This window comes from Paracidobacterium acidisoli (genome assembly GCF_003428625.2).
Classification (GTDB): Bacteria; Acidobacteriota; Terriglobia; order Terriglobales; family Acidobacteriaceae; genus Paracidobacterium; species Paracidobacterium acidisoli.
Genome location: NZ_QVQT02000001.1, coordinates 285,257 through 296,020, shown reverse-complemented (window position 1 = coordinate 296,020; position 10,764 = coordinate 285,257). Strand labels below are relative to the sequence as shown.

The following is a 10,764-nucleotide window of genomic DNA, read 5'->3' as shown; positions in this document are numbered from 1 at the left end:
AACGCATGTGTATCTCTGCGAGAATGCATCTGAAGAGTTTGCAGGCTTAAATTTCTGCAGACACAGAGATCCAGGGTAAGAAGACAGCCGGGCAGGGCCAGGCGGAAACGAATTCAGGAATGCAGGACGCAATCAATTTACTGATGCTGGTATGCGCAGGTCTCGCCGCGCTCGCGCTGGGGGTGCTGATGGCCTATGCCATGTGCCGCGCTGCCTTCGCCGCGCTTCGCATGCACGCTCGCTCGGTGGCCGCGGAAGCACCGGCCAAGACACAGATCGTTCACACCTCTCAGGCCTGAGCCTGTTTCTCTCGCTTCAGAGCCGCCTTCGGCGAGGGAATTTCGTTTTTTAAGCTATTTTCATATTTTGAGCCCGCTCCTCAGGCGAGGGCGGACGCGTCTTCGCTGCAGGGAGTGTGCTGATGCAGGCGTATGCGCTTACTGCTGCTGAGGCGGTTGCTGCGGCTCCTGCTGCTCATCCTGCTGGCGCTGCTGACGCATGCGCTGCAACTGCTGCAGCATCTGCTGCGGCGTGCGCACCTCGGGCTGGTCGGGCGACTGCATGGGCGGCGGCGGCTCGGGAGTGGGTGCGTCGTCTTCGGCCTCGTCCTGTGCAGGACGAGGCTGAGGAGCACCGGCGGCCGGCGTGGAGGCATTGCGGGGCGTGAGGAAGAGCTGACGGGGCGCGCCGCCTGAGGTGGCGCCGACCATCATGACGTTGTATCCGGAGTCTTCAAGCAGCGCGGAGAGCACGTCGCTGGTCTTTGCCGGGCCATAGCTGCCGAAGACGCGCTGGTCTTTGCCGAGTCCGTCGACGGTCATGCCGGTCGAGGAGGAGACGTCGTGCAGGATCTGGACGAGGCTGGAGTTATCGGCCTGGACGGAAAGATCTCCCGAGGTCAGGTGAACCTGGGCGGGCTGAGCGGGCTTGTCTGAAAGCGAGGGAGCATGGCCAGGCGCGGCGGCCGGTGCCGGAACGGGCTGGGACGACGCTGGCGATCCCTGAGACGATGAGGGCGCTGCCGACGGCGCGGGAGGCTGGCCGGGACGGATCTGCTGCGAAGGGCCGGGCTGCTGCTGCCTGTAAAACTGCGGCGGCACAGCGACGCGGCGGCCGTTGGGCAGGGTTCCGGGGGGCTGCATGACCTGGGCTGCGCAAAAAGGCGCTGTTGCCAGAAGAAGAACTGCCGTTGAGAGGCACGTTGCGGAATGGAAGCTCTTCAGCATGGAGGAGACGGGCGGGCATTACCCGGGACGTGTATCGCCCTCTGTGTACTAGACTAGCAGTGATTCAGATTCGCTCAGGAATATCTTTGCCGAAGGTAGAATTTGCGTTGCATGATGCCAGGCTGCCGTTCCGCCATCCGCTGCGTTAGCGGGCTGATATTGCTGCTTTTAATCTCCGCCCCGGCGTGGGCGGTGTCGTGCGTGACGGAATCGCAGATGACCGATGTGCAGCGCGGGGCGCTGGCGCAGGCGGCGCGGCGGATTGCCGCCGATATGCAGGCGGGCAACGCGGCGGCGGTGCGGGCGGTCACGATCGCTCCGGTGGCGTCGCAGTTTGACGGGATTGCCGCGACGATCCAGACGGTTCATCCGGAGATCGAGCACGCGTTGGTAACAGTGAATGCGCTTTATCTGCTGAATGCCACGGATCTGAGGTCGACCGAGGATACGCAGTTTTTCTGCGCGCTGCCGGGTTCGCAGATGACGGTCACTTTTTCGATTCCGCAGCTTCCTCCTGGAAATTATGGATTCGTTCTGGTGCACGCGACGGGCGTGGACCAGCCGCAGCAGCTTTCGATGGTGCTCGAAAATGATCCGGCCGGCAGCAGCTCCTGGAAGCTGGCCGGCTTTTTTGTGCGTCCGCTGCTGGCCGCGGGGCATGACGGCCTGTGGTACTGGCGGGCGGCGCGCGATTACGCGAAGAAGAAGCAGAACTGGAATGCCTGGTTCTATTACCAGACGGCGACGCCGCTGCTGGCTCCGGTGGATTTTCTCTCCAGCCCCAACCTCGACAAGCTGCGCCGCGAGGCTCAGGCGGTGCATCCGGAGGAGCTGCCGGGGCAGGACCCGATGGAGCTGAAGGCCGGAGGGCAGAGTTTCAGCATCACAAACATCACTACGGACGGATCGCTGGGCGGTCTGGATCTGGTGATCACCTACAAGGCGGCAGGCGCGACCGATCCCGTGGCGGCGCGCGCCCAGGTGGTGATGGTTATGAAGGCCATGCTGGAGCAGCACCCCGAGCTGCGCCAGGCTTTTCACGGATTGTGGGTGTATGCCGCGGTGGACGGGCAGCACCCCTTTGCACTGGAACTGCCTATGGATCAGATCTCCTGACCTGCCCCGGTCAGGCTCTGCACAATTCAACCAGCTTTGGACGATGTATCCGAAGCACGAAAGACCAGGACAGTGAGGGATATTTCCTGATGGCCAATCTCGTTGAAAAGACACTTACCCAGGCAATTGAACAGCGGCGCGCGACACCGAGCTTCGATGGTGTTCCGGTTCCGGCGACGGACCTGAAGAAGATTCTGGAGGCGGGGCTGCATGCTCCGAGCGGCTACAACATGCAGCCGTGGCGCTTTGTTGTGGTGAGCACGCCGGAGCAGCGGCGGCGCCTGCGGGGGGCGAGCTTTAACCAGGCCAAGATCGAAGAGGCTCCGATGGTGATTGTGGCCTGCGGGGATGCGGACGGATGGCGCAGCGGCGATCTGGAAGAGATGCTGCGGCTGGGCCGCGAGGGCGGCATGACGGAGAATTACGCGGAGCAGGCGGCGATGACGATTCCGGAGTATCTGGGGAATCATCCAAACCTGCCGGCATGGCTGAACAAGCAGGTGATGCTGGCCTTTACCACCATGATGCTGATGGCCGAGGTGCTGGGCTACGATACGGCTCCGATGGAGGGCTTTGAGGCGGACAAGGTGGCCGAGGTGCTGAAGCTGCCGCTGAGTTATCAGGTCGTCGCGCTGCTGGCGATCGGGCACCTGAAGGGGCAGGAGAAGTTCAACGGCGGCCGGTTCAGCATGGCCCGCACGGTTTTCGACGGCGAATACGGCAAGCCGCTCCGGTTCTGATGCGCCGCGAGTATCCGGACCGCCCGGTGGCCGGAGTGGGCGCGGTGATCGTGCAGGATGGCCGGGTGCTGGTGATCGAGCGCGGACAGGAGCCGCTGAAGGGCGAGTGGTCGCTGCCGGGAGGCGCGCTGGAGCTGGGCGAGACGCTCGAAGAGGGGATTCGCCGCGAGGTTCTGGAAGAGACCGGCCTCGAGGTTGAGCTGCTGGCCGTGGTCGAGGTGTTCGACCGGATCTCGACCGACGCGAAGGGCCAGGTTCGCTATCACTACGTTCTGGTAGATTTTCTGTGCCGCGTCACGGGCGGGTTGCTGGCCTGCGCCACCGATGCCGCGGATGCGCGATGGGCCGGGCCGGATGACCTGGACGGGATCGCACCCTTTACGGTGGAGGTGATCCGGAAGGGGATGAAGATGGCGGAGACGATCGGGTGAGCTTCTGAAGGGCGCGGATGCATGAAGAGACCGGAGCAGGAAAAAATCGTTACGATGCCCGCGCGAACGCGGGAGCGGCTCTCCTTTCACACCTTTCCGTGGCGGTTCTTCCGGCGCGCACTTGTGATCTTTGCGGTGTGCACGGCGGCGCTGCTGGTGTACGTGTGGCAGCGGCCGGTGGAAGTGCTGTTTCGCATGACCGCGATCGGACTGCGGCTTAAAGGGATTCACAGCGAGTATGTCGCGATCGACGGGCGCCGCATTCACTACTACACGGGCGGGGCTTACACCGGTGGATCGGGTACGCTGGTGGTTCTGGTGCACGGGCTGGGCGGACGCTCAGAGGACTGGGCCAATCTGATGCCGCAGCTGATGCGCGATCACCGGCGTGTGTATGCGCCGGATCTGCTGGGCTACGGGCAGTCGGAGAAGCCGGGCGATGCGACGTATTCGGTTCCGGAAGAGGCGCACCTGATCGAGGCGTTCATGGATGCGCAGCATCTGGATCAGGTGGACCTGGCCGGCTGGTCGATGGGCGGATGGATTGCCATGCGGGTGGCGCTCGACCGGCCGCAGCGCATTCGCAGGCTGATGCTGTATGACAGCGCGGGCGTGCGGTTCAACCTGAGCTTCGATCCGGGGTTGTTTGTGCCGCGCACGGCGCAGGAGCTGACGGAGCTGAATGCGCTGCTGAATCCCGGGCCGGTTCCTTCGATTCCCGGCTTCATCGAGCGCGATGTGCTGCGCCTGTCGCGCAAAGACGGATGGGTGATACGCCGCAGCCTGGATGCGATGCTGACACAGAAGGATCTGATGGACGGAAAGCTGGGCGTGCTGAAGATGCCGGTGCTGATCGCATGGGGCAGGCAGGACCACCTGATTCCGCCGGCTGCCGGAGAGGCGATTCACGGGGAGATTCCGCAGTCGGTGCTGGAGATCTTCGACGGCTGCGGCCATCTTGCGCCGCGGCAGTGCGCTGCGCGCATAGGACCGAAGACGGTGGAGTTTCTCGATGCGGACCCGCCGCTGTCGAGCCGGACGGAAGAGATTCCGGCGCACTGAAGAGCTGCTTTATTCCTCAGGCTTTTTATTCTTCAGGCTTCCAGACGAAGGCATCGTCCTGCGGCAGGCCGATGTGCGCGAGGACGCGGCAGACGAACTGGCGGGCCATCTCCGCTGCATCGGCGGGCCGGTTGTAGAAGGCGGGGATGACGGGAAAGATGGTGGCTCCGGCGTCGGCGGCGAGGCCCATGTTGCGGATGTGAATTTTGTTGAAGGGCGTTTCGCGGACACAGAGCAGAAGCGGGCGGCGCTCCTTGAGGCAGACGTCGGCGGCGCGCTCGATGAGGTTCCGGGCGAGGCCGTTGGCGATGCCGGCGAGCGTGCCCATGCTGCAGGGCAGAACGATCATGCCGTCGGAGGGATAGCTGCCGCTGGCGATGCCCGCGCCGATGTCGCTCTCGGTATGCTGGCGGATTTTTTCAGAGGCATGGCCAAGGAGCTTTTCGGCAAGACCGTTGCGGCCGCTGAGCTGCATCTCTTCGGCGAGCACACGCAGCGCATTGTCGGAGGGAATGAAGTGGATGCGCCCGACGCGCTCGTCGGCGTCGAGGCGCTGCAGCAGCGCCTGCCCGAAGACCGCGCCGCTGGCGCCGGTGAGGGCGACGGTGAGGTTGCGGCGGCGGATCGGGACAGTCTGAGTCATAGCATTACGCGCCGTATGTGCGCGGCTCGCCTCCGCCAAGAACGCGATCGAAGATGGCGTCGACGTTGCCGAGCTGGCGGTGGAGATCGAAGGTACGCGCCAGTTTTTCTGGGCTCAGGCGGCCGGTAATCTCGGTGTCGGCGGCGACGAGGTCGCGGAAGACGAGATCGTTCTGCCAGGCGTTCATGGCATGGCTCTGCACGAGGCGGTACGCGTCTTCGCGCAGCATACCGGATTCGGCGAGATCGAGCAGAAGCTGGCCGGAGAAGATGAGTCCGCCGGTGCTTTCGAGGTTCTTCTTCATACGCGCCGGATAGACGAGCAGGCGGGCGATGAGGTCGGTGGTCTTTGCCAGCAGATAGTCGGTGAGGATGGTCGAGTCGGGGAAGATGACGCGCTCGACGGAGGAGTGCGAGATATCGCGCTCGTGCCACAGCGCGACGTTCTCGAAGGCCGCCTGCGCGTTGGAGCGGACGACACGCGAGAGTCCGCTGATCTGCTCGCTGATGATGGGGTTTTTCTTGTGCGGCATGGCCGAGGAGCCCTTCTGCTTCTCGGAGAAGTACTCGGCGGCTTCACGGACTTCGGTGCGCTGCAGGTGGCGAATCTCGGTGGCGAATCGGTCGAGCGTTGCGGTGACGACGGCGAGCGTGGCGATGTAGTGCGCGTGATGATCGCGCTGGATGACCTGGGTGGCGATGGGCGCCGGTTTCAGACCGAGCTTCGCGCAGATGCGCTCTTCATGCTCGGGCTTCAGGTGGCCGAAGGTGCCGACGGCGCCGGAGAGCTTGCCGATGCGGATCTGCTCGGCGGCGGCGTCGAAGCGCACGATGTTGCGCTGCACCTCGTCGTACCAGTTGAGCAGCTTGAGGCCGAAGGTGGTGGGCTCGGCATGAATGCCGTGGGTGCGGCCAATGGTGGGGGTGTGTTTGAACTCGAGCGCGCGCTCCTTCAGGACCGAGGCGAGCTTCAGCAGGTCTTCGCGAAGGATGGCGGAGGCGGCTTTGATCTGCAGCGCCTGCGCGGTATCGACGACATCGTTCGAGGTGAGGCCGTAGTGCAGCCAGCGCGATTCGGGGCCGATTTTTTCGGCGACGGCCGTAGTGAAAGCGATGACGTCGTGCTTCACTTCGGCTTCGATCTCCTGGATGCGGGCAACATCGAAGGCTCCGCGCTCGCGAATGGCGTTTACGGCTTCGACGGGGACGATGCCGTCTTCAGCGAGGGTTTTGCTGGCGGCGATCTCCACCGCGAGCCACATTTTGTATTTGTTCTCTTCTGTCCAGATGGAGCCCATCTGCGGCCGTGTATAACGCGCGATCAAAGCGTCGAATCCTCCCTGAAGTCCCGGAAAAGAGTCCGGGGAACACATCAATTCTATCGTCTGTGCATCGTATTCAGTGCGCGGAGAAAAATCCGGCGCAGGCCGGAGCAGCGGTTTCCGGCGCGTTGTGGACGCATACAATCAAATGGGCGTGGGAAAGGAAGATTTATGTCAGATGTGGTGACGATTGCCAGCTTCACGGAATCTCTGGAGGCGGAGATGGCGAAGCTTCGCCTGGAGTCGGCGGGGATTGAGGTATTTCTTTCCGGAGAGAACGCCCGTTTTATGGAGCCGGGGCTGGGTCCGCTGCAGCTGCAGGTGAATGCGGACGATGAGGAGGATGCCCGCGCGATTCTGGCCGATGTGGGCGCGCCGGGCGCGGCCGAGGCGGCGGAGCGCGCGCAGGCAGGAGAGCCTGATATATCGTAAGGCGATAGATCGTGCTACGATAGAAGGATGATCCAGTCCAACGGCCGGCCATCTCCGGCCACCTCTGCGGTTCCGCGGCGGGCCGCGACGTCGAACGGGAACGGCTCGCATGCGGCGCACTCCAGGCCGGGGCTGACCCGCGCTCAGATTCAGCGGCTGGCCGAGTTCCGTTTTCAGATGCGCCGTTTTCTGAGCTTCAGCAGCATTGCGGCCGAGGGCGCGGGCCTTCGGGCGCAGCAGTATCAGCTGCTGCAGTGCGTCTGCGGCATGCCGGACGAACTGGACCCAACCATTGCGAACGTGGCCGCGCGCATGCTGCTGAAGCACAACAGCGCCGTGGAGCTGGTGGACCGCACCATCGACCAGGGGCTGCTGCGCCGGAGTCCCGATCCGACGGATCATCGCCGCATTCTTCTGCGCATTACGGCGCAGGGCGAGAGCCTGCTGGATTCGCTGGCGAACCACCATATCCGGGAGCTGGAAGAGACGGGACCGGAGCTGCTGCGGGCGCTGCGGCGGCTGCTGCTGACGAAGATGGAGCCCGCGGCGGAAGAAGCTCCGGCAAAGGCGCGCGCGCGAAAGTAAGCCACACCGGGATACGTCACAGAAACAGTTACGGAATTTTTAAGGGGCGGGCGGGAGAGATCAGTGCCGGGAACGCTGCAGGGCGACTCCGAAGCGCTCGCTCATCTCCTGGTAGAGAAAGCCGCGTCCGGGGCGGTAGGGCTGCACCCACTCGCCATCGATGACAAACTGCGGAATCGCGCGCTTGCCGACGTGCGCCATCACTTCCTGCGCGGCGCCGGGCGTCTCCTCGATGTCGATCTCGGTGTAGGGGATGTTGTGGGTTTCAAGGAAACGCTTGGCCTCACGGCAATCGCGGCACCATTCGGCGGAATAGACAAGAACATGCATCCCATTCATGGTATAGCAGCCGCATCGCAACATGCCTGTAAATAAAGGGCGGCGGGTCTGAACGGATGTTGCAGCGCAGACCCGCGCCGGACGATCAGTTACCCAGCGTAAAGACAACCTGGACAGAGGTTTCGACCTCGACGGGCTCGCCGTTCAGACGGTAAGGCGCGTAGCGGGCCCTGGAAACGGCGTCGAGGGCGGCCTGGCGCAGCAGCGGCGGACCGCTGACGACATGGAGATTTTCGATGGCTCCGCTCTTTGAGATGGTGGCGGCGAGGATGACCGTCCCCTGCGCCCGCGCGGCCAGCGCGATGGCGGGATAGACGGGGCGGATGGGAGCGAGGAGTTGTCCGGCGGCGACTCCGGAGGAGATGTGGATGGGACCGTGAGGCTGCGGCGCGACGACATGGGGCGGCGCTGCTGCCGGTGCTCCGGTGCCGAAGAGGCTGCTGAGGGGACTGGTGGTGTGGCTCGCTTCATCGAGCCCGATGCTGCCGGGCAGGGAAGGGCCGGGAGCTTCGGCGGCGATGTGGGCGGGAATGAGGCGCGGCGCCGTGAAGGCATTGTCGATCCGCACAGGCGGCGCAGCGGACGAGACGGTATGCTGCACGGGCGCCGGCGCGACGGGCGGCGGTGGCGCGGTGAGAAGCATGCTGAGCGACTGGCGGGGCAGCGCCGCCGGATACAGATATGGAATGAGTGCAAGGCCGCCGAGAAGCGCGGCCTGCAGTGCGAACGATCCTGCGGCATAACGGCGGCTGCGGGTGCGAATCTGCCCGGCCGACTCCATCAGACTGTCTTCGAACATAGGTTCTCCCTCAGTGATATGGCTGAGAGAGCGAGACACCTGCTGTATCAGACACCGAACGTTAACATGAGTTCCCGCAAAGCTGGCTTACGATAAACATCACCGGCCAGGACAGGGGACCGATATATGACCGCAGATGAAATCAAAGCGCTTCTGAATCTGGAGCCGCATCCGCGTGAGGGCGGCTTCTTCGTGGAAACGTGGAAATCGGATGAGACGATTCCGGTGGACACGCTGCCGTCGCGATATCACGGTCCGCGCCACGCGGGCACGGCGATCTACTACCTGCTGGAGCCGGGAACGTTTTCGGAGATCCACCGGCTCTCCTCCGATGAGGTGTTTCACTTCTACCTGGGCGATCCGGTGGAGATGGTGCAGCTGGCTCCCGATGGCTCGGGTCGGACGATTGTGATCGGCAGCGATCTGAAGCAGGGCATGCAGCCGCAGGTGCTGGCGCCGAAAGGCGTGTGGCAGGGCTCACGGCTGCTGCCGGGCGGAAGATTTGCGCTGCTGGGATGCACGGTGAGCCCGGGCTTCGATTACGCGGATTATGAAGCGGGCAGCCGCGTGGAGCTGCTGCACCGCTATCCGCAGTACCGCGAGCACATCGAGGCGCTGACGCGGGTGGAGGCCTTCGGGCTGTTTTAAATCGCCCACGTCCGAAGATCCGGACGTGGGGTACCCGGCAACCTGCTGTATGCCGGCAGGCTCTAGATCTCCCAGCGCAGCAGGGCAGCTCCGACGGTGAAGCCGGCTCCGACGCTCGCGAGCAGCACCAGATCGTTCTTCTTCAGGCGGCCTTCCTGACGGGCGGTGTCGATGGCAAGAGGAATGGTGGCGGCGGTGGTATTGCCGTAGCGGTCGATGTTGATGATGACCTTTTCCTGCGGGAGGCCGAGCCGCTCGGCGCTGGAGTCGATGATGCGCTTGTTGGCCTGGTGGGGAATGAAGCAGCCGAGCTCTTCAGGCGTGACCTGGTTCCGGGCAAGGACTTTTTCCGTGGCCTCGACCATCTTGCGCACGGCGAACTTGTAGACCGCCTGGCCGTCCTGGTGGACGTAGTGCATCTTCTTCGTGACGGTCTCGATGGAGGCGGGATGCAGGCTTCCGCCGGCGGGCATATTGAGCGAGCAGCCGCCTGAGCCGTCGATCTCATGCACGAAATCGATCATGCCGGTCTCGCCTTCCGCGGCGGGCTCGATCAGCACGGCTCCGGCGCCGTCGCCGAAGAGCACGCAGGTGGAGCGGTCGGTGTAGTCGATGATGGAAGACATGGTGTCGGCGCCGATGACGAGCACCTTCGAATGCGCGCCGCTCTCAACGAGTTTGCAGCCCACCTGCAGGGCATAAACGAAGCCGGAGCAGGCGGCGGAGAGATCGAATCCCCAGGCGCCTTTGGCGCCGAGCTTGTCCTGCACGAGGCAGGCTGTGGAGGGGAAGAGCATGTCGGGCGTGACGGTGGCGACGATGATGACTTCGACATCGGACGGCTCGATGCCGCGCTCGGCGAGGCAGCGCTTTGCGGCTTCGACGGCCATGTCGCTGGTGGCCTGGCCCTTTTCGACGATGTGGCGCTCGCGGATGCCGACACGTGTGGTGATCCACTCGTCATTGGTGTCGACCATTTTTTCGAGATCGGCGTTGGTAAGCACGCGAGGCGGGACCCAGGTTCCCAGGGCGCTGATTTTTGCCCGGCGAGCAGTACGCGGGCGGACTTCAAGAGTCAAAGGGATTCTCCGTAAATTGCGGATCAGGCTCCGACATCAAAGCACTCTCCGGTAAGGCCGGAGAACCTTCCGTTCAAAAAGAGTATTTTCGCCGACGAGCGTGGAAGCTGTCTATGAAGGCCAGTGTAAGGATTGTGTAACCGGGCTCAGAAGCATCGGGGCACGGAGTGAACGAGCAGGAACAAGATGGATATGTACCGGGGTTCCTGCTGCGCACGCACTGGCCCGTTACCGTTGCTTCCTTCCGGACCTGGCGGGGTTGGCGGGATTGCGTCGCGCAGGTCCCGGCACAAGAGTGATGATAGCACCTCGAAAGAGGACTGCGGTGTTAGACTCGGGGCCA

14 protein-coding genes and 1 other RNA gene are annotated in these 10,764 nt (G+C 63.6%); 8 read left to right on the top strand and 7 right to left on the bottom strand.

What is annotated here, in order from left to right:
• Positions 1-119: 119 nt before the first annotated feature.
• Positions 120-299, top strand: a complete 180-nt coding sequence (locus tag D0Y96_RS01285) for a hypothetical protein (RefSeq protein ID WP_117297477.1) — start codon at positions 120-122, stop codon at positions 297-299.
• A gap of 138 nt (positions 300-437) precedes the next feature.
• On the opposite strand, the gene D0Y96_RS01280 is transcribed toward D0Y96_RS01285, so the two are convergent.
• Entirely contained in the window at positions 438-1,142 is a 705-nt protein-coding gene (locus D0Y96_RS01280; RefSeq protein ID WP_117297475.1) for a hypothetical protein, read from the bottom strand.
• Positions 1,143-1,427: 285 nt separating this feature from the next.
• Between D0Y96_RS01280 and D0Y96_RS01275 the strand changes: the two genes are divergently transcribed.
• The 4 genes from D0Y96_RS01275 to D0Y96_RS01260 all read left to right on the top strand — a co-directional run bounded on the left by D0Y96_RS01275 (position 1,428) and on the right by D0Y96_RS01260 (position 4,575).
• Positions 1,428-2,342: a hypothetical protein gene (locus tag D0Y96_RS01275; protein WP_117297473.1), complete on the top strand. Its 915-nt coding sequence runs from the start codon at positions 1,428-1,430 to the stop codon at positions 2,340-2,342.
• Positions 2,343-2,431: 89 nt separating this feature from the next.
• Positions 2,432-3,082: a nitroreductase family protein gene (locus tag D0Y96_RS01270; protein WP_117297471.1), complete on the top strand. Its 651-nt coding sequence runs from the start codon at positions 2,432-2,434 to the stop codon at positions 3,080-3,082.
• A complete protein-coding gene (locus D0Y96_RS01265) occupies positions 3,082-3,513 on the top strand; it encodes an NUDIX hydrolase (RefSeq protein WP_117297469.1) in 432 nt (143 codons plus the stop codon). Before D0Y96_RS01270 ends, D0Y96_RS01265 begins: the two co-directional genes overlap by 1 nt.
• Positions 3,514-3,534: 21 nt before the next feature.
• Complete coding sequence (locus D0Y96_RS01260) at positions 3,535-4,575, top strand: alpha/beta fold hydrolase (RefSeq protein WP_117297466.1); 1,041 nt, start codon at positions 3,535-3,537, stop codon at positions 4,573-4,575.
• A 25-nt stretch (positions 4,576-4,600) separates the two neighbouring features.
• On the opposite strand, the gene D0Y96_RS01255 is transcribed toward D0Y96_RS01260, so the two are convergent.
• Both D0Y96_RS01255 and purB read right to left on the bottom strand, forming a co-directional pair.
• Positions 4,601-5,218, bottom strand: coding sequence for a UbiX family flavin prenyltransferase (locus D0Y96_RS01255; protein ID WP_117297464.1), 618 nt, complete (start codon positions 5,216-5,218; stop codon positions 4,601-4,603).
• A 4-nt stretch (positions 5,219-5,222) separates the two neighbouring features.
• A complete protein-coding gene (purB, locus tag D0Y96_RS01250; RefSeq protein WP_117297462.1) occupies positions 5,223-6,542 on the bottom strand; it encodes an adenylosuccinate lyase in 1,320 nt (439 codons plus the stop codon).
• A gap of 168 nt (positions 6,543-6,710) precedes the next feature.
• On the opposite strand from purB, the gene D0Y96_RS01245 reads away from it, so the two are divergent.
• A complete protein-coding gene (locus tag D0Y96_RS01245; protein ID WP_117297460.1) occupies positions 6,711-6,971 on the top strand; it encodes a putative signal transducing protein in 261 nt (86 codons plus the stop codon).
• A 27-nt stretch (positions 6,972-6,998) separates the two neighbouring features.
• Complete coding sequence (locus D0Y96_RS01240) at positions 6,999-7,556, top strand: MarR family winged helix-turn-helix transcriptional regulator (protein WP_117297458.1); 558 nt, start codon at positions 6,999-7,001, stop codon at positions 7,554-7,556.
• A gap of 60 nt (positions 7,557-7,616) precedes the next feature.
• On the opposite strand, the gene D0Y96_RS01235 is transcribed toward D0Y96_RS01240, so the two are convergent.
• Positions 7,617-7,886, bottom strand: a complete 270-nt coding sequence (locus tag D0Y96_RS01235; RefSeq protein WP_117297456.1) for a glutaredoxin family protein — start codon at positions 7,884-7,886, stop codon at positions 7,617-7,619.
• 94 nt (positions 7,887-7,980) lie between these two features.
• On the bottom strand, positions 7,981-8,694 hold the full coding sequence (locus tag D0Y96_RS01230; RefSeq protein ID WP_117297454.1) for an energy transducer TonB: 714 nt from the start codon (positions 8,692-8,694) through the stop codon (positions 7,981-7,983).
• Positions 8,695-8,820: 126 nt separating this feature from the next.
• On the opposite strand from D0Y96_RS01230, the gene D0Y96_RS01225 reads away from it, so the two are divergent.
• Positions 8,821-9,342 (top strand): cupin domain-containing protein, encoded by a 522-nt coding sequence (locus D0Y96_RS01225; RefSeq protein WP_117297452.1) that lies wholly within the window; start codon positions 8,821-8,823, stop codon positions 9,340-9,342.
• 62 nt (positions 9,343-9,404) lie between these two features.
• On the opposite strand, the gene D0Y96_RS01220 is transcribed toward D0Y96_RS01225, so the two are convergent.
• Both D0Y96_RS01220 and ffs read right to left on the bottom strand, forming a co-directional pair.
• Entirely contained in the window at positions 9,405-10,427 is a 1,023-nt protein-coding gene (locus D0Y96_RS01220; protein WP_434090766.1) for a beta-ketoacyl-ACP synthase III, read from the bottom strand.
• 186 nt (positions 10,428-10,613) lie between these two features.
• Positions 10,614-10,711: signal recognition particle sRNA small type (gene ffs, locus D0Y96_RS01215), an RNA gene on the bottom strand.
• Positions 10,712-10,764 lie beyond the last annotated feature (53 nt).

Bases quoted from the DNA above. Each gene is read 5' to 3' on its own strand.
- D0Y96_RS01285 (WP_117297477.1), top strand. From the start codon at position 120: ATGCAGGACGCAATCAATTTACTGATGCTGGTATGCGCAGGTCTCGCC.
- D0Y96_RS01280 (WP_117297475.1), bottom strand. From the start codon at position 1,142: ATGCAGCCCCCCGGAACCCTGCCCAACGGCCGCCGCGTCGCTGTGCCG.
- D0Y96_RS01270 (WP_117297471.1), top strand. From the start codon at position 2,432: ATGGCCAATCTCGTTGAAAAGACACTTACCCAGGCAATTGAACAGCGG.
- D0Y96_RS01265 (WP_117297469.1), top strand. From the start codon at position 3,082: ATGCGCCGCGAGTATCCGGACCGCCCGGTGGCCGGAGTGGGCGCGGTG.
- D0Y96_RS01260 (WP_117297466.1), top strand. From the start codon at position 3,535: ATGAAGAGACCGGAGCAGGAAAAAATCGTTACGATGCCCGCGCGAACG.
- D0Y96_RS01255 (WP_117297464.1), bottom strand. From the start codon at position 5,218: ATGACTCAGACTGTCCCGATCCGCCGCCGCAACCTCACCGTCGCCCTC.
- D0Y96_RS01245 (WP_117297460.1), top strand. From the start codon at position 6,711: ATGTCAGATGTGGTGACGATTGCCAGCTTCACGGAATCTCTGGAGGCG.
- D0Y96_RS01240 (WP_117297458.1), top strand. From the start codon at position 6,999: ATGATCCAGTCCAACGGCCGGCCATCTCCGGCCACCTCTGCGGTTCCG.
- D0Y96_RS01235 (WP_117297456.1), bottom strand. From the start codon at position 7,886: ATGCATGTTCTTGTCTATTCCGCCGAATGGTGCCGCGATTGCCGTGAG.
- D0Y96_RS01230 (WP_117297454.1), bottom strand. From the start codon at position 8,694: ATGTTCGAAGACAGTCTGATGGAGTCGGCCGGGCAGATTCGCACCCGC.
- D0Y96_RS01225 (WP_117297452.1), top strand. From the start codon at position 8,821: ATGACCGCAGATGAAATCAAAGCGCTTCTGAATCTGGAGCCGCATCCG.